Genomic DNA, 16,785 nt, shown 5'->3' with positions numbered 1-16,785 from the left:
GGGGTGTTTTTTTTTTATAACCCCCCGCATATACCGCCGCGGTTGGGGCGCGCCCACCACCCCCCCGCCCCCCGGCGGGTGGTGCGCGGGGGGTTGGGGGGGCCGGCACGCACCGGCCCGCCGAACCGCTGATCTGCTGACCTGCTGACCTGCTGACCGGTCGATCCGCCGACCCGCCGACCCAACGGCAACGGCAACGGCAACGGCAACAAGCGAACGGGCCCTCTCCCCACATCGGGGAGAGGGCCCGTTCGCCGTTGTCCGGGGCGGGCCGTCAGGCCGTGGCGGCCTTCGCGGAGGCCTGCGCCGGGATGGTCACCGCGGGGGCGTCCTGGTACAGGTCACCGTGCGGGTTGTTGTAGGCGACCAGGTCGAGGGTCTTCTCGCGGGCCGCCACCAGGACCGGCACGACGGCCTGACCGGCGACGTTGGTCGCGGTGCGGACCATGTCGAGGATCGGGTCGATGGCGAGCAGCAGGCCGACGCCCTCCAGGGGCAGGCCCAGGGTGGAGAGGGTCAGGGTCAGCATCACGATCGCGCCGGTGAGACCGGCGGTGGCGGCCGAGCCGATCACCGAGACGAAGGCGATGAGCAGGTAGTCCTTGATGCCGAGGTCGATGCCGTAGACCTGGGCGACGAAGATCGCGGCCAGCGAGGGGTAGATCGCGGCGCAGCCGTCCATCTTGGTGGTCGCGCCGAAGGGCACGGCGAACGAGGCGTACTCGCTCGGGACGCCGAGGCGCTCGGTGACGCGACGGGTGACCGGCAGGGTGCCGACCGAGGAGCGGGAGACGAAGGCCAGCTGGATGGCGGGCCAGGCGCCCTTGAAGAAGTTCAGCGGGTTGAGGCCGCCGACGAACTTGAGCAGCAGGGAGTAGACCACGAACAGCACCAGCGCGCAGCCGACGTAGACGTCGATGGTCAGCGTGGCGAAGGGCTTCAGCAGGTCCCAGCCGTACTTGGCGACGGACTTGCCGATCAGGCCCAGGGTGCCGAGCGGGGAGAGCCGGATGATCCACCAGAGGGCGGTCTGGACGAGCTCCAGGACGGACTCGCTGAGCTTGAGGACGGGCTCGGCCTTGCTGCCCAGCTTGATGATCGCCGCGCCGGTCACGACCGCCAGGAAGACGATCTGGAGCACCTCGACCTCGGTGAAGGCCGTGACGATGTTGGTCGGGAAGATGCCGGTCAGGAAGTCGATCCAGCTACCGGTGGACTTCGGCGCCTTGAGGCCCTCGGTCTTCAGGTCGGTGCCCTGGCCCGGGTTGGTCAGCAGGCCCAGGCCGAGGCCGATCGCGACGGCGATCAGCGAGGTGATCAGGAACCAGAGCAGCGTCCGGACGGCCAGCCGGGCCGCGTTGGTGACGTTGCGCAGGTTGGCGACGGACACCACGATCGCGGTGAACACCAGCGGCGGGACGGCCAGCTTGAGCAGCTGGACGAAGATCTTGCCGATGGTCTCCAGGGTGGTGGCCAGCCAGGAGATGTCGGCGGCGCGGGCCAGGTAGCCGAGGCCGACGCCGAGCACGAGGCCGGCGACGATCTGGACCCAGAACGGGGTCTTGCGAATTCTGGCGAGCACGGACGGCGACGAGGTCGCCTCGGGCGCTGTGGACATGACGGTGCGGCTCCGGGAAGGGCGTTGCTGACGGTGAGGTGAGGCGAGGAAGGCGGCACGGCGGGTGGGCCGGACGGGGAGGACTCGGCCCCGTCAGGGGCGTGCCGCCTGGATACAGCTCATGGCACGACAACGGCGCGGGCTGTCCACGGCACCCGACAGGCGGCAGGCGCGGGCGGCGGTGGGCAGTGAGCCCAGGCCGTGCATCCGAGCTGCTCCTGAGGTGGTCATGGCCGGTACGTTAGCAGTAAAGGTTTGAGATGTTCAAAGTACTTGTTTGAGATGTGGACCGCGCAAGGGTAAATCCGGACACGAACGAGGCTGACGCACCATCAGATCTTCCGGACGACCCGATTGACCGCTCAGTGGTTATACGTATAACTTGGACGGCAGTCGCCGCCCACCCCTGCCCCGACCCGGAGAACCGTCCATGGGCTATCTCGCCCTGCTCCGTGCCCCGCACGTCAGCCGTCTGCTCTTCGGCACCCTGCTCGGCCGCCTGCCAGCCGGCATGACCGCGCTGGTGATCGCGCTGGCCCTGCGCGAGGCCGGCACCCCCTACAGCCGGATCGGGCTGGCCACCGCCGCCTACGCGATCTCGGCCGCCGTGGGCGGTCCGGTACTGGGCCGGATCGTGGACCGCACCGGGCAGCCGCGGGTGCTGCTCCTGTCCGCCGTGGTCGCGGGAGGCGGGTACGCCCTGCTGGCACTCGCGCCGGGCTCGGCCCTGGCCGCGCCGGTCGGCGCCGCGATCGCCGGGCTGGCGATGCCCCCGCTCGAACCCTGCCTGCGCTCGCTCTGGCCTGATGTCGTCGACGAGGAGCAGCTCGACACCGCGTACGCCTTCGACTCCGCCTCGCAGCAGATCCTCTACGTGGCCGGCCCGCTCGCGGTGGCCGGCATCGCGGGCGTGTTCAGCCCGGTCGCGGCGCTCTGGGTGGCGGCCGGACTCGGGCTGGCCGGGGCACTGGTCGTGGCCACCGCCGGACCGGCCCGGTCCTGGCAGGCACCGCCGCGCGCGCACTCGGCCGGCCTGCTCGGTCCGCTCCGCTCCCCCGGCCTGGTCCTGCTGCTGGTCGGCCTGGCCGGCGCCGGCTGGGCGGTCGGCGCCCAGAACGTCCTGTTCATCGCCTACGCGGAGGCGCACGAGGGCGCTCTGCCGGGCGGCGCGGGGACGCTGCTGGCCCTGGCCGCGCTGGGCGGACTGCTCGGCGCGCTCGGGTACGGGGCGGTCCGGTGGCGCAGCAGCACGGCGACCCGGACCTGGGTGATGGCGCTCGGGATGGCCGTCTCCTACCTGCCCCTGGTCCTGCTCCCCGGCCCGTACGCGATGGCCGCGCTGGCCTTCCTGTCCGGGGTCGGGCTGGCGCCGCTGCTGGCGGCCGCGTTCGTCCTGGTCGCGGAGCTGGCCCCGGTCGGCACGGTGACCGAGGCCTTCGCCTGGCTGGTGACGCTGTTCGCGACCGGCAACTCGCTCGGCTACGCCGTCTCCGGCAACCTCGCGGAGGGCTCGCTGCGACCGGTGGCGCTCTGCGCGGCCGGCGGGATCGGTCTGGGCGCGCTGCTGCTGTTCGGCGCCCGCCGCTGGTTCCAGCCCCTGCCGGTGACCGCGGTGGCGCGGCCGGTCCCGGTGGGCTGAGCCCCACCCCCCGCACGTGATCGCGCCCGTCGGACCGGGTGGTCTGGCCGACGGGCGCGATCACTTCTCTCGTAGGTCGTCCGAGGTCACCCGTCAGGGTGGCCCGGACCTCGATCAGCTGTGGCGGCCACGGCCTCCCCGGGCGACCAGGACGAGCAGCAGGCCCGCGCCGAGGACGACCGCGCCGAGCAGGCTCGCCAGGGGGCCGACCCCGCCACCGGTGCCGGGCAGCTCGCCGCCGTGGCTCGGCGTCGGCTGCGGCGAGTGCGGCGGGTGCGGCGAGTGCGTCGGCGACCAGGCCTCACTCGTGGACGGGGACGGCGAGGGCGACCACGACGGGGACCACGACGGCGAAGGCGTGGGAGAAGGCGTCGGCGAAGGCGTCGGCGTGGGCGAAGACGTGGGAGACGGCGACGGCGAAGGCGAAGGCGGCGCCGGCACCACCACCCCCAGGTCGAGGTCGAGATCCCGCACCCCGCCGGCCAGCCGGACCACCTGGGTGGCACCGGTCGCCGGGTCGGCGTCGGAGTCCAGGGCCGGGTCGGTCCCGGCCGCCCGCCGCGTCACCGTGGCGTCCTTCGGGAGCGTCGCCAGGTCGAAGCGGGCGGCGTACTCGCCGTCCGGCAGCCGCTCGAACAGGTAGTGCCCGGTCGCGTCGGTCACCGTCTGGACCGGCCGGCCGTCCTTGTCCCGCAGGACCCGGCCGGAGCCGTCCAGCAGTTCGACCCGCACACCGGGCAGACCGGGTTCGCCGGGCTGCTGCACGCCGTCCTTGTTCAGGTCGTTCCAGACGAAGTCGCCGAGCGCGTTGTCCGGCGGGGTCGGCCACTCCACGCCGACGCCGACCTTGGCGGGCTCGGCGGGCAGCAGCGGCCGGCCCTCGGAGTCGGTCGCGGAGTAGGCGAAGCTGTTCCAGGCGAAGTCGGCCTCCCCGGCGTCGATCGACGCGATCATCGACCAGGTGAGCGTGAACTGGCCGCCGGACTCCAGCGCGCCGGGCCGACGCACCCGGAACCAGGCCGCCGCCCCCGGCCCGGGGAACGTGGCGCTCCACACCGCACCGGCGTCGCACGGCCCGGGCACGGCGAACTCGCCGGGCAGACAGGGGTCGGCGGAGGTGGTGTACTCGATCACCACGGTCGGATCGCTCGCGACCAGCGGGCGCACCAGTGACGGCGTCCAGGCGGAGCCGCGCGGGGTGTCCGGGCGCAGCACGTAGCCGTCACCGGGGACCGGCAGCTTGTCGTAGGCGACGAAGTCGGTCACCGGGTCCGGGGAGTCGTTGCGGACGGTCATCCGGTAGGAGATCTGCCCGCCCGGGGTGGCCGTGCCGGTGCTGCCGTAGTCGGCGTCCCGGTCGCCCTTGACCTCCTTGTAGGCCCGCAGCACGGCCGGCACCTGCACCTCCACCTGCGAGGACGCGTGGCAGAGCGTCTCGGTGGTGTCGCCGTCGCGGTCGAGGTCCTGGGCGTCGACGACGCCGGTGTCGTTGCCGTAGTAGAAGCAGGCCACCGGCGGACCGGAGCCGTCGGCCGTCACGTAGACGTCGTTGGTGAGCTCACCGGGCCGGGCGCTGCCGGCCACCTGGACGTCGATCAGGGTCCGGTAGGCGAGGTTGTCGTGCAGGTAGGTCATGTCCGGGCTGCCCGCCGGCCAGGTCATCCGCAGCAGCTGACGGCCGTCGGGGCCGGGCAGGACGGTGACCTCGGAGGGTGCCACCGAGTCGGGCCAGCCGGTGTCGCGGCGCGCGGAGCCCTCGACGTAGACCATGCCGGGCGGCAGCAGGTCGTAGAGGACGAGCGGGCGGTCGAGAGTGCGGCCGGTGTGGTTGTACGGGATCACCTGGAAGGTGGCGGTGGCGCCGGGGGAGAGCACCGCGCCGGAGACGGTGGTCTTCGCCGCGCCCAGGTTGGTGGCGGCGGTGACGGTGGAGTCCGCGCAGGCGCTCGCGGCCGAGGTCACGCCGCCGGCGTCGGTGCCGAGCACGTCGACGCAGTTGTGCAGCGGCACCGGCGCGGGCCGGCCGTCGAGGCCGGGGGTGATCACCTGGAAGAGCACCTGGACACCGCTGCCGGGGCTCCAGCCGGTGGGGATCGGGCCGGTCCAGGTGAACCTCAGGCCGTCCAGCCGGCGGCCGGCCGGGATGCCGAGGACGTCGCCGGCCGGGTCGCCGGCCCCCTGCGCGAAGGTGACGCGGCGGACGGAGGAGCCGTCGAGGGGGCTGCCCGGGGTGAACGGGAGCCAGCCGGGGTCGGCGTCGAGGCGGTACTCCAGCAGCAGGCCGATCGAGGTCGGGTTCCAGGGGTCCAGCTGGATGGACTGCGGGGCGAGCCAGTTGTAGAGGTCGGCGGTGGTGCCGCTGCCGGGGTCGGTCATCACCAGGCTGGTGACGGGAGCGGCCACGTTGCCGGGGCGGAGGCTGAAGGAGGCGATGTCGCCGGACACGGCGTCCTGCCACACCTTGGAGGCGGAGACCTGGACTCCGGTGACGGGCGGCTGGAAGACCGGGGTGGTGGTGTCGGCGGTGGAGAGGTCGCGTTCGGGCTCGGGACCGAGCGGGTCGCCCTTGAGCACCACGTCGTTGGGCGCGGTGGTACCGCTGGGGAAGGCGTCCTCGGGGTAGTAGACGACCAGCACGCCGGGGATCCGGCAGCCGGCCTGGCCGTTCCCGGCCCGGAAGGCCCCGTTGTCGTAGACCCAGGTGGTGGAGCCGGGCGGGTTCTGGACCCAGCCGGGCGAGCGGCCGGTGTCGACGACGGCGCCCGCCGGCAGGGTGTCCACCAGCCGGCTGGCGTCCAGGTCGACGTTGGGCACGTTCGCGTTGGAGCAGGCGCTGAACTGGTAGGTCACCAGCCGGCCGTCCTGGCTGCTGCCCTGGACGCCCTTGGTGACGGTGTATCCGGGCTGGACGACCGCGGTGGTGTCGGCGGTCCCGGTCAGCGGCTGCTCGCCGTCGGCGGTGAGGGTGGCGGAGTTGGTGCTCCGCGTCCCGTTCGCGGTGGAGAAGTTGGGGTACTTGAGCACGACCGTGATGGTGGCGGTGGTGCCCGGGGTGAGGTCCTTGAGCTTGATCGTCATGGTGGCGCCGACGGCGCCGGCGGCGGGCACGGTCGATCCGGCGACATCGACCGTCGACGGGTCCGGGGTCCAGCCGACGAACTGCATCCCGGCCGGCAGGGTGTCGGTGATCAACCCGTTGACACAGTCCGTCACCGAGCAGGTGTAGCGCAGGGTGTAGGTGACGTTCTCGCCCGGCGCCGGGGTGGCCTTGTCGACCGTCTTGGTGAAGGTGACGGCGGCCTCGGCGGTCGGGGCACCGAGGGTGCCGGTGAGCAGGGTGCCGCCGAGCAGCCCGAGGGCGGCGGCAAGCCGTGCCAGGCGAGGCAGGCGTGAAGGTCTGGATCGGAGCGTCCGCATGGCGAAATCTCATCGTCTGTTAATTCGCCCGGCGGTGCGGCGCGAGACAGTCTGACGGGATTTCACTCGTTCGAACTAATACGAACGGACGCTTCAGGGAGCGGAGCCACCTGCGGCGGTGGACGCGACCGCCGTCGAGGCGCGCAGCACCAGCGAGGTCGCCAACGGCGGCACCGGTGCGACCGGCTCACCGCGCAGCAGGTCCGCGAGGGCGGCGACCCCGGCCCGGCCCAGCTCCTCGCCGGGCAGGTCGACGGTGGTGAGCGGCGGGGTGAGCAGCTCGGCCACCGGGATGTTGTCGATCCCGACCACCGAGAGGTCCACCGGGACGCGCAGGCCGAGTTCGGCCGCCGCCTGGTAGACCCCGGAGGCCACCACGTCGTCGTCGCAGATGACCGCGAGCGGACGGTCCGGGCGTGCCAGCAGCCGGTGAGCGGCGGTGCGGGCGGCGGGCTGGCCCTCGTTGAGGCTGACGCCCAGCTCGACCACCTCCAGGCCGGACGCCGCGGCGGCCCGCTCGAACGCGGCCTGACGGACCCGGAAGGTGTAGGCGGAGTGGGTGGACCGCAGCCGGCCGATCCGCCGGTGGCCCAGCCCGGCCAGGTGCTCGACGGCGGCGCGCATCCCGCCGGCCACGTCCAGCTCGACGGTCGGGCGGGCCCGGTCGGTGTCGGGGTCGGCGTCCAGGAAGACGGCGGGGGTGTCGGAGGGCAGCGCACCGAGCTGGCTGTCGTCCGGGGAGCAGATCAGCAGGCCGTCGAAGCGGCTGGTGGTCGCCGCGTCGGCGAGCGTGGCGCTCCCCCAGCCGGAGCTGACCACGACGGCCAGGCCGTGCCGGCCGCCCTCCTCGTGGACGCCCTCCAGCACCCGGCCGAAGAACGGTCCGAGGATGTTCGGCACGGCCAGCAGGATCATGCCGCTGCGCCCCAGCCGCAGTTGCCGGCCGGCCGCCTGCGGGCGGTAGCCGAGGCCGCGGGCCGCCTCCCGGACACGCTCCCGGGTGGCGTCCGAGACCCGGCGGCCGGCCTCGGAGCCCGAGAACACCAGCGAGACGGTGGCCTGTGAGACCCCGGCCAGCCGTGCCACGTCCCGTCCGGTGGGCTTGCGGACCGGGGCCGGCCAGGTACCGCTGACGCTCTCGCCCTGCGACGGGGCGGGCTCGGACGGGGACCCGGGCACTGCCGGCCCGGCCGACGATTCGGCCGACGACTCGGGCAGTGCCGGCTCAGGCAGTGGCGACTCGGGCGACGACGGCTGCGGATCGGGGGCGGGCACGGCGGCGGAGCGCGATCAGCCCTGCAGGGCGGTCGCGCGCGCGGCGTCGTCGGCCGCGTCCTCCTCGGCGTTCTGGCTGGCGATCCGCGCGGCCGTCCGGTTGCGGATGCCGTCGACCCGGCCGGAGATCTGGGCCGACATGTCGTCGCGCTGCCGGCTCAGCAGCACGTAGCTCAGCGGCGCCGACACCACGGCGGCCACCAGGAACAGGAAGATCGCGCCGGTCTGCCCCTTGACCGGGATGACCTGGAAGTGGCCCAGCAGCAGGGCGACCAGCAGGCAACCGAGGAAGATGCTGACCCGCATGGAGGTGTAGCGGAGCGTGGCGTGGGACTTGTTGCTCACCTTGCTGCTCACGGAGGACACATCCTTAGTCTGCGCGGGGGCCGGGCCGGTCTCCCAGTGAAGCATGCCCGACAGGCGGCGCGGGGAACGGGTCGCCCGTCCCCCGCCAACCGGTGTCCGGGCGGCCCGTGCCGTCAGCGCAGGTCGAGCCACATCGTGACGTCGTCGCGGTCGTCCCCGGGAGCCACCCGGATCGCGGCGGGGACCCTGCCGACCTCGGTGTAGCCGCAGCGGCCGTAGAAGGTCTCCAGGCCGAGGCCGCCGCGCAGGGTCAGCCGCAGACCCTCCAGTCCCCAGGCCCGGGCCACCCGCTCGGCCTCGGCCATCAGGTCGGCGCCGTAACCGCGCCCCTGGAAGTCCGGGTGGACCATGACGCGCTTGAGCATCCGCCAGTGCTCCATCAGGCCGAACCGCATGGAGTCGAAGAACAGCACGGCGGCCAGCCGGCCGCTCTCCACCTCATGGGCGACCAGCAGCCGGTCCGGCCCGGCCGGGGCGATGCCGGCGAACTGCGCGTCGGCGGTCTTCCAGACCTCGTCCTCCGTGACCGGCGCCACGAAGCCGACCGCGCCGCCGGCGTTGGTGACGTCGGTCCAGAGCCGGACGATGTCGGAGCACAGCTCGGGGCCGGGCTCGGGGTCGAGGGTGAAGGCAAGCGTCATGACCCCCGAGCCTAGCCGTCGTTACCGACGGACTCACGGCGCGAGGGCCGCCGCCGGCCGGCCCGCGGTGGACCCCCGCAGGGCCAGGCAGAGCACCACGGCGACCGCGCAGAGCCCGCCGGCCGCGTACCAGGCGAGGTCATAGGTGCCGAGGGCGTCCCGGGCGAGGCCGGCCAGCCCGGCCACCGCGGCCGCGCCGAGCTGGTGGCAGGCGAGCACCCAACCGAAGACGATCGGCGCGTCGTCGCCGAAGTGCCGGCGGCAGAGCGCGACGGTCGGCGGGACGGTGGCCACCCAGTCCAGGCCGTAGAAGATCACGAAGGCCAGGATCGGCGGCTCCAGCGAGCCCGCGAACAGCTGCGGCAGCACGAGCAGCGAGAGCCCGCGCAGCGCGTAGTAGGAGACCAGCAGGGTCCGGGAGTCGAAGCGGTCGGTGAACCAGCCGCTGGCTATCGTCCCGATCACGTCGAAGATCCCGATCAGGGCCAGCAGGCTCGCCGCCGTGGTGACGGGCAGGCCGTGGTCGTGGGCGGCGGGGATGAAGTGGGTGCCGACCAGGCCGTTGGTGGTCGCGCCGCAGATCGCGAAGGAGGCCGCGAGCAGCCAGAAGGCGCGGCTGCGGGACGCCTCGCGGAGCACCCGCAGCGAGCGGGCCAGCGCCCGGTTGTCCGCCGCCGGCGCGGGCGGCGCCTCCGTCGCGCCGTACGGGAACAGGCCGAGGTCGGCGGGCCGCTCGCGCATCAGCAGCAGCACCGGGACGGCGACGGCACTGGCCGCCAGCGACACGACGACGACCGCCGAGCGCCAGCCGTGCTGCTCGACCAGCCAGGCGCCGACCGGCAGGAAGATCAGGTTGCCGGCCGCGCCGGCGGCCGTCAGGACGCCGGTGACCAGCCCCTGACGGGCCCGGAACCAGCGTCCGGTGACGGTGGTGGCGAAGGCGCCGGCCATCGAACCGCTGCCCAGGCCCACCAACACGCCCCAGCAGAGCACCAGCTGCCAGGGCTCGCGCATCAGCATGGTGAGCCCGGAGCCGACCGAGATGGTCAGCAGCGCGCAGACCACCACCAGGCGGACGCCGAAACGGTCCATCAGGGCGGCGGCGAAGGGGGCGGTGAGGCCGTAGAGGGCGAGGTTGACCGAGGTGGCGCTGGAGATCGTCCCCATCGACCAGCCGAACTCGTTGTGCAGCGCGTCCATCATCAGGCTGGGCGCGGACCGGAACCCCGCCGACCCGAGCAGCACCAGCAGGGAGACGGCGGCGACCACCCAGGCGTAGTGCGGCCGGGGCCGGCCGGCCCCGCCCGGCCCCGGCCGGACGTCCGCGACGGGGTCCTCGGTGGGGACGGCCCCCGGGGCGGGGGCGGGGACCGGGCCCGCAGCGGGACCCGGGGCGGTGGCGGGGCCCGGTGTGGGGGCGGGGCCCGGTGTGGGGGCGGGGCCCGGTGTGGGGGCGGGGCCCGGTGTGGGGGCGTTGCGTTCGTTCACCCGGCCGAGTCTCCCGAAGCGCGCGCACCACCACGAGTGGCCTGACTGCCAGCTTTCGCAAGAATCGGGCCAGCGGGCCCGGCGTACGCTGGTCGCCGGCCCCGGCCGTCGGGGCCGGGGAGCGGAAGACCCGTACCGGGCCACGGGCACGGGCCACGGGCACGGGCACCGGCCACGGGCACCAACGGCCGGACGCCGGGACGGCGGACGGAGAGCGGAAGGGCGGACGCGGTGGCGCACAAGGTCGCGGTACTGGCACTCGACGGGGTGATCGCCTTCGAACTGGGCATCCCCGCACGGATCTTCGAGTCGGCCAAGGACGCCGACGGCGTCCCGCACTACCAGGTGGCGACCTGCACCGTGGACGGCCGGCCGGTCCCCACCAGTACGGATTTCCGGGTCGCCGTCGACCACGGGCCCGAACTCCTGGAGTGGGCCGACACCGTGGTGCTCCCGGCCTCCGCCGACCCGGGCCCGCGGCAGGTCGACGCCGAGCTCCGCCCCGCCCTGACCGCCGCCCTCGCCAGGATCCGGCCGGGCACCCGGCTGGTCTCGATCTGCACCGGCTCCTTCGTGCTGGCGGCCGCCGGTCTGCTGGACGACCGTCCGGCCACCACCCACTGGCGCTACACCGAGCGGTTCGCCGCCCTGTACCCGAAGGTCCGGCTCGATCCGGACGTCCTGTTCACGGACGACGGCGACGTGCTCACCTCGGGCGGGGTGGCGGCCGGCATCGACCTCTGCCTGCACATCGTGCGCCGTGACCACGGCAGCGCGGTGGCCAACGCGGTGGCCCGTTCCTGCCTGGTGCCGCCCTGGCGCGAGGGCGGCCAGAAACAGTACGTGGAAGTCCCCCACCCGGCCGTCGACACCGGCGCCGGCGCCGCGGCCGTCCGCGCCTGGGCGCTGGAGCACCTGGACCAGCCGCTCCCCCTGCGCCGGCTCGCCGACCGGGCGGGGATGAGCGTGCGGACCTTCACCCGACGGTTCCGCGAGGAGACCGGCAGCAGTCCGGGCGAGTGGCTGACGGTGCAACGCACCGAGCGGGCCCGCCAGCTGCTGGAGAGCACGGACATGACGATCGATCAGGTCGCCCGGCAGGCCGGCTTCGGTACGGCGGCCTCGCTCCGGCTGCGCCTGCGCGGGCGACTGGACGTCGCGCCGAGCGCGTACCGTCGCACCTTCCGATCAGTGGAACAGTCACACTGACGGGCGGACGGATCGGCCGGCGGATGACCGGAACCGGCCCCTCGCCGTGGACGAATTGGACGACGGCGGACCGCACGCACCCCGAGCACGGCACGGCCCGCCGCCATCCAATCGCGAAGCACGGGCCCTGAACCCGCGCAAAGCCCACCGCACTCGCCAAGGAGCCACCGCGCGATCGACGTACCACGGCCCCCCTGCTGACATGATCCCCCTGGACAGCAGCACCGCAGTGGCGTTCGGGTGTTCCCTCGGCGTCCCCTCGCAACGGAGAGCTGCTCCCAAGAGTGATCAGTCGGATACGTCACGTCAATGGGTTGTCCGAAATTCGGAATGGTTGCGTCAGGTTTCGGCCCGTTGATCGTCGGATTGTCACTGGGCCAGCGCGGCCCAGTCCACGGCGGTCAGCGGGTCCACCGGCCGGGCGTCGGCGCCGATCTCGCACCAGACCCGCTTGCCCGATCCGTCCGGATACCAGCCCCAGCGGTCGCAGAGCAGCTCGACCAGCTCCAGGCCGCGCCCGTTGGTGGCATCGGCGTCCGGGCCCGCGTGCCGGGGGGCGGGGGCGACCTGGCTGGCGTCCGCGACCTCCACCCGGAGCGGACCGACGGCGGCCGCCTCGCGCACCGCGCCGCCGCAGTCCGTGCCGTGCACCGGGGAGCCCTCACCCCCGGGGGGACCGTCACCCGCGGGGGATCCGTCGATCGGGAAACAGAGCCTCAGGACGGCCGGACAGCCGGTGTGCACCACGGCGTTGGTCACCAGCTCGGAGACCACCAGGACCACCGTCTCGGCGATCGGCGCGTCCGGGTCCACCCCGTGGTTGAGCAGCCGCGAACGCACCCAGCGGCGGGCCCGGCCGACCTCGGCGGGGTCCGCCCGCACCGCAAGCTGTACCTGAAGAACCTGCACCGCTCCACCACCCGCACTCGCAGTTCGGCCATCGTCTCGATCGGGCCGGGTCGGCCGGCCGGTCCCGGCACGCGCCGGGCCGCCGCAGGCCGGGCCGCCGTACGTCACACCCGGTACGTCGTGCCCACGCCATCTCGTCCGTCGCGCTCCGGCTGCGACACGAATACGCCTCAGGATGGTTCGACGGGCGGACCGCAGCAAGCGCTTCGGGCATATTCCAGCGATCGGGGGACAGGGCAGTGCATACTGTCCCGTTCACTCTGGCGAGCCTCGTACCGGCGATCGTCCGGCCCGGGGCCGACCGGCCGGACACGCAGTGGCGAACCTACCGCCGGACACCCCGGACGCGACGCCCGCCACTCGCGAACCACCCGTGCGACATATGTCCAACGGCCTTCGAACAACGGGATCGACGGCAGATCCCACCATGTGACGATCCGAAACCGCTGGTTCCCTTCCGCACCGAATCCGCCCGCTCCCGGAAGGCCGCAGGATAGCGTTGGACACGGCACCGAACCCCACGGCAGGAGGGTGGTTGGCGATGACCACCCCCGGAAGCGCCCCGCGCTGGGACGAACAGCTCCAACGGCGGCTCGCCCGGGGCGAGGAGACGGCGCTGGGCGAACTGTACGACCAGCTCGCGCCGATGGTGCACGGGCTGGCCGGGCGGATACTGGCCGACCAGGCCGCCGCCGCCCAGCTCACCCGCGAGATATTCGCCCATGTCTGGGAGCACCCCGAGGCCTTCGACCCCGCCCAGGGCTCGCTCCGCTCCTGGCTGGGCGCCCTGACGCACAGTCGCGCGGTCGACCGCCTGCGGGTCCGGCGCGCCGCCGAGGGCACGGACGGCACCGGCGGCGCCGGCCCGCTCGACGGCCCCGACGAGGAGGAGATCCGGGCCGTGGCCGCCGCCGCCCGCGTCCAGTACGTGGTCGACTCCCTGCCGCAGAGCCTGCGTGAGACCATCGCGGTGTCGTACTACGACGGCCGCACCTACCAGGAGACGGCCCGCCGGCTCGGGATCAGCGAGCAGACCGCCAAGCAGCGGATGCGGCTCGGTCTGGAGCTGCTGGCCACCGAACTCGCCGAGGAGCGCGCCCACCAGCGCGAGGCGGGCCGCCCCGACTGCCGGCGCCACGACGGGTGCGGCGGCGGGCCTCGCCAGGACACCCCGCAGCACGGCGGACAGCGGTACGCGGGACAGCAGGACGACGGACAGCGGCACGAGGGACGGCAGCACGGCGCGCGGCGGCACGACGGGCAGCGCCACGGGAACGAGGGCGGGGGCACGTGACGATCACCGAGGAGCAGCACGAGGCCCTGCGCTCACTGCTCGGCGCCTGGGCCCTGGGCGCCTGTCCGCGGCGCGAGGCCGCCGAGGTGGAGCAGCACCTGCGGACCTGTCCGGCCTGCGCCGAGGAGGCGGCCCGGCTCCGGGACGCGGCCGGCTGGCTCTCCGCCGACGAACCGCTCGACCAGCCCGGCCCGCTGCGCCAGCAGGTCCTCGACTGGTGCCTCACCCGGCGCCCCGCCGAACTGCCCGTCCCCGCCTGGGGCGTGCCCTACACCGCGGAGACCGCCAAACTCGACGCGCTGCTGCGCGACCTCGGCCCGGAGGAGTGGCAGGAGGTCGCCGAACTCCCGTGGCACGGCGGCACCGAGTACCTGTGCCCGGCCGAGGTGCTCTGCCACCTGGCCGCCGTGGACGGCTACGTGGCGCTGGCCCTCGGTCTGCCCGACCCCGTCCCGGGCGGCGGCGCACCGGCGGCCGACCGCCGGGTCCCGCCGCAGGACCCGGCCCCGGCGCTCCCCCGGGTACCCCGGCAGAGCGGCCCGCCGTGGGCCGGCATCGCCGAGCGCACCGCCCGGCTGACCGCCGAGCAGGCCGGCCAGCCCCCGCAGCGGGTCCGGGCCCGGTGGCGCCGGCACTGTCACGAGCTGGTCCGCTCCGCCGCACTGGCCCCGCAGGGCAACACGCCCGTGGACTTCGGCTTCGTGACCGTCCCGCTGCGCGACGCCTTCGTGGACCGGGCCTTCGAGTGCTACGTCCACGGCGAGGACGTGGCCCGGGCGGTCGCCTACCCGTACGCCCCGCCGGCGCCGCAGCACCTGCGGCAGATGGTCGACCTCGCGGTGCGGATGCTCCCGGCGGCGCTGGCCGGGGCGCGCGCCGCCCGGCCCGAGCTCGCCGGGGCGCCCGCGGGCAGGTCGCCCGACGGCGGGGTCCGGACCGGCCGGCAGGTGCGGCTGGTGATCGACGGCCCGGCCGCCGGCGAGTGGCTGATACCGCTGGACGGGCCGGAGTACGGCCCGCCCGGTGGTGAGCCGGTGGCCTCGATGGTCATGGACGGCCTGGAGTTCTGCCAGTTGGCCGCCGCGCACCGCGACCCGGACCGGGTGCCGGTCGGCGAGCACGGTGACCGGGCCGCGATCCGCGAGGTGCTCCGGGCGGCGCCGCTGCTGTCCCGCCCGTAGCCGCCCCGGAGGCCCGGCCGCGCGGGGCCGGTCCCGTCCGGGGTCCGGCGCCGCCCGGGGTCCGGGGCCGGACCTACGCGAAGACCACCGTGCGGGTGCCGTTGAGCAGCACCCGGTGCTCGCTGTGCCACTTGACCGCGCGCGCCAGCGCCTGGCACTCGACGTCCCGGCCGAGCGCCACCAGCTGGTCCGGGGTGATGTCGTGGCTCACCCGGGCCACCTCCTGCTCGATGATCGGGCCCTCGTCGAGGTCGGCGGTGACGTAGTGCGCGGTGGCGCCGATCAGCTTCACGCCCCGGGTGTGCGCCTGGTGGTAGGGCTTGGCGCCCTTGAAGCTCGGCAGGAAGGAGTGGTGGATGTTGATCACCTTGCCGGACAGCGCGGTGCAGAGCTCGTCCGAGAGCACCTGCATGTAGCGGGCCAGCACGACCAGTTCGACGTTCTCCTTGGCCACCAGGTCCAGCAGCTGCTGCTCGGCCTCGGCCTTGTTGTCCCGGGTGACCGGGATGTGGTGGAACGGAATGCCGTAGCCCTCGGTGAGGTCGCGGAACTCGGTGTGGTTGGAGACCACCGCGGCGATCTCCACCGGCAGCGCGCCGATCCGGGTGCGGAACAGCAGGTCGTTCAGGCAGTGGCCGAACTTGCTGACCATCAGGACGATCCGCATCCGCTCCTCGGACGGGTGGATCTGCCAGTCCATCCCGAACGAGGCGCCGATCGCGGCGAAGCTGGCCCGCAGCTTGTCCGCGGTGACCGGCTCGGCGGCGGAGAAGTGCACCCGCATGAAGAACAGTCCGGTCTCCGAGTCCCCGAACTGCTGGCTGTCGACGATGTTGCAGCCGGTCATGAAGAGGTAACTGGAGACCGCGTGGACGATGCCCTGCTTGTCGGGGCTGGACAGCGTGAGGACGTACTGGGCGCTGGCTGTCTGCTGTTCCACGGTGGGGATGTCCCGTCCTGAGGTCGTGCCGGTGCTGAGTGGTCCAGCGTGTCACATCCTGGACAGCGGCCGTCCCGCTGCCCGCACTGCGGGACGGCCCGGCCCACCGGCAGCGCGCCGGGGCCGGGCCGGGGCACGACGGACCGCCCCCGGCCGGTCCCAGGCCGGTCCCAGGCCGGTCCCAGGCCGAGGTCAGGACGAGGTCAGGACGAGGTCAGGACGAGGTCAGGATGCGCAGCACGTCCAGCGAGCGCGGCGGGGCGTCCGGGTCCTCGCCGTCGTTGACCGCCAGCTTGACGTGGGCCTCGCGGGCCGCCCGGACCGCCTCCGGCCAGCCGTGGTGGCCCAGGTAGGCGGAGGCCGGGGCGTCGGCGCCGACCTGGTGCAGGATCCGGACCACCCGCAGCACCGCCACGTCCACCACCGAGGCCTCGGCCGAGTCCCGGAAGATCGTGCCGACGTACTTCTCGGCGGACCAGCGGTCCAACCAGGTGTCCTCGACCAGCCGGTAGACGGCGTCGGTCACGTCACCGAAGCCCTCCCGGCCGGAGAGCCAGGTCTCCTGCTGGAACCCGGGGTCGGACAGCATGTGCAACGCCGAGCGCAGTCGGGCTCGCCAGCGCCACCAGGGCAGGTCGTTGAGCGGCATGCCGCCCATCGTGCTGGAGCGGTGGCCCGGACGAGAAGGGTTTCGGGAAGACCGATACGAAGAATCTGTGCTGGCGGACATGGAGAACGATCGTACGGTCCCCGGGACGGTTCGTGCTCTACTCCCGATCTACACGCGTCCCCGCTCGGAGTTCGGGTG

At 73.7% G+C, this 16,785-nt stretch carries 13 protein-coding genes; 4 read left to right on the top strand and 9 right to left on the bottom strand.

What is annotated here, in order from left to right; genetic code table 11:
* Positions 1 to 274 precede the first annotated feature (274 nt).
* On the bottom strand, positions 275 to 1,618 hold the full coding sequence (locus tag ACFXHB_RS21400; RefSeq protein ID WP_380576178.1) for a dicarboxylate/amino acid:cation symporter: 1,344 nt from the start codon (positions 1,616 to 1,618) through the stop codon (positions 275 to 277).
* 430 nt (positions 1,619 to 2,048) lie between these two features.
* Between ACFXHB_RS21400 and ACFXHB_RS21395 the strand changes: the two genes are divergently transcribed.
* Positions 2,049 to 3,257, top strand: a complete 1,209-nt coding sequence (locus tag ACFXHB_RS21395) for an MFS transporter (RefSeq protein ID WP_380576177.1) — start codon at positions 2,049 to 2,051, stop codon at positions 3,255 to 3,257.
* 114 nt (positions 3,258 to 3,371) lie between these two features.
* Here the strand turns inward: ACFXHB_RS21395 and ACFXHB_RS21390 are convergent, their stop codons facing one another.
* The 5 genes from ACFXHB_RS21390 to ACFXHB_RS21370 all read right to left on the bottom strand — a co-directional run bounded on the left by ACFXHB_RS21390 (position 3,372) and on the right by ACFXHB_RS21370 (position 10,444).
* The gene (locus tag ACFXHB_RS21390; RefSeq protein WP_380576176.1) at positions 3,372 to 6,674 is read right to left on the bottom strand and encodes an SdrD B-like domain-containing protein; all 3,303 of its coding nucleotides are present in this window, start codon (positions 6,672 to 6,674) and stop codon (positions 3,372 to 3,374) included.
* A 93-nt stretch (positions 6,675 to 6,767) separates the two neighbouring features.
* The gene (locus tag ACFXHB_RS21385; RefSeq protein ID WP_380576175.1) at positions 6,768 to 7,853 is read right to left on the bottom strand and encodes a LacI family DNA-binding transcriptional regulator; all 1,086 of its coding nucleotides are present in this window, start codon (positions 7,851 to 7,853) and stop codon (positions 6,768 to 6,770) included.
* 111 nt (positions 7,854 to 7,964) lie between these two features.
* Positions 7,965 to 8,306: a DUF4229 domain-containing protein gene (locus ACFXHB_RS21380; RefSeq protein WP_380576174.1), complete on the bottom strand. Its 342-nt coding sequence runs from the start codon at positions 8,304 to 8,306 to the stop codon at positions 7,965 to 7,967.
* Positions 8,307 to 8,428: 122 nt separating this feature from the next.
* Positions 8,429 to 8,956, bottom strand: coding sequence for a GNAT family N-acetyltransferase (locus ACFXHB_RS21375; protein ID WP_380576173.1), 528 nt, complete (start codon positions 8,954 to 8,956; stop codon positions 8,429 to 8,431).
* 33 nt (positions 8,957 to 8,989) lie between these two features.
* The gene (locus tag ACFXHB_RS21370; RefSeq protein ID WP_380576172.1) at positions 8,990 to 10,444 is read right to left on the bottom strand and encodes an MFS transporter; all 1,455 of its coding nucleotides are present in this window, start codon (positions 10,442 to 10,444) and stop codon (positions 8,990 to 8,992) included.
* A gap of 231 nt (positions 10,445 to 10,675) precedes the next feature.
* Between ACFXHB_RS21370 and ACFXHB_RS21365 the strand changes: the two genes are divergently transcribed.
* Positions 10,676 to 11,653 carry a GlxA family transcriptional regulator gene (locus ACFXHB_RS21365; protein ID WP_380576171.1) on the top strand — a complete coding sequence of 326 codons (978 nt, stop codon included), beginning with the start codon at positions 10,676 to 10,678 and terminating at the stop codon, positions 11,651 to 11,653.
* A gap of 369 nt (positions 11,654 to 12,022) precedes the next feature.
* Here the strand turns inward: ACFXHB_RS21365 and ACFXHB_RS21360 are convergent, their stop codons facing one another.
* Complete coding sequence (locus tag ACFXHB_RS21360; RefSeq protein ID WP_380576170.1) at positions 12,023 to 12,562, bottom strand: ATP-binding protein; 540 nt, start codon at positions 12,560 to 12,562, stop codon at positions 12,023 to 12,025.
* 541 nt (positions 12,563 to 13,103) lie between these two features.
* Here ACFXHB_RS21360 and ACFXHB_RS21355 point away from each other — a divergent pair.
* Both ACFXHB_RS21355 and ACFXHB_RS21350 read left to right on the top strand, forming a co-directional pair.
* Positions 13,104 to 13,856, top strand: a complete 753-nt coding sequence (locus ACFXHB_RS21355) for a sigma-70 family RNA polymerase sigma factor (protein ID WP_380576169.1) — start codon at positions 13,104 to 13,106, stop codon at positions 13,854 to 13,856.
* On the top strand, positions 13,853 to 15,037 hold the full coding sequence (locus ACFXHB_RS21350) for a zf-HC2 domain-containing protein (RefSeq protein ID WP_380576168.1): 1,185 nt from the start codon (positions 13,853 to 13,855) through the stop codon (positions 15,035 to 15,037). Before ACFXHB_RS21355 ends, ACFXHB_RS21350 begins: the two co-directional genes overlap by 4 nt.
* Before the next feature lie 73 nt (positions 15,038 to 15,110).
* Here the strand turns inward: ACFXHB_RS21350 and purU are convergent, their stop codons facing one another.
* Both purU and ACFXHB_RS21340 read right to left on the bottom strand, forming a co-directional pair.
* The gene (gene purU / locus ACFXHB_RS21345) at positions 15,111 to 15,986 is read right to left on the bottom strand and encodes a formyltetrahydrofolate deformylase (protein ID WP_380576184.1); all 876 of its coding nucleotides are present in this window, start codon (positions 15,984 to 15,986) and stop codon (positions 15,111 to 15,113) included.
* Between the two features lie 205 nt (positions 15,987 to 16,191).
* Positions 16,192 to 16,626 (bottom strand): hypothetical protein, encoded by a 435-nt coding sequence (locus ACFXHB_RS21340; RefSeq protein WP_380576167.1) that lies wholly within the window; start codon positions 16,624 to 16,626, stop codon positions 16,192 to 16,194.
* Between the last annotated feature and the right edge of the window lie 159 nt (positions 16,627 to 16,785).

The organism is Kitasatospora sp. NPDC059327, assembly GCF_042752535.1.
Classification (GTDB): Bacteria; Actinomycetota; Actinomycetes; order Streptomycetales; family Streptomycetaceae; genus Kitasatospora.
Note: the sequence above shows the minus strand (reverse complement) of the source record. Positions and strands in the feature narration are given on the sequence as shown.

Coding starts and splice junctions, on each gene's coding strand:
- ACFXHB_RS21400 (WP_380576178.1), bottom strand. CDS start 1,618: ATGTCCACAGCGCCCGAGGCGACCTCGTCGCCGTCCGTGCTCGCCAGA.
- ACFXHB_RS21395 (WP_380576177.1), top strand. CDS start 2,049: ATGGGCTATCTCGCCCTGCTCCGTGCCCCGCACGTCAGCCGTCTGCTC.
- ACFXHB_RS21390 (WP_380576176.1), bottom strand. CDS start 6,674: ATGCGGACGCTCCGATCCAGACCTTCACGCCTGCCTCGCCTGGCACGG.
- ACFXHB_RS21375 (WP_380576173.1), bottom strand. CDS start 8,956: ATGACGCTTGCCTTCACCCTCGACCCCGAGCCCGGCCCCGAGCTGTGC.
- ACFXHB_RS21355 (WP_380576169.1), top strand. CDS start 13,104: ATGACCACCCCCGGAAGCGCCCCGCGCTGGGACGAACAGCTCCAACGG.
- ACFXHB_RS21340 (WP_380576167.1), bottom strand. CDS start 16,626: ATGCCGCTCAACGACCTGCCCTGGTGGCGCTGGCGAGCCCGACTGCGC.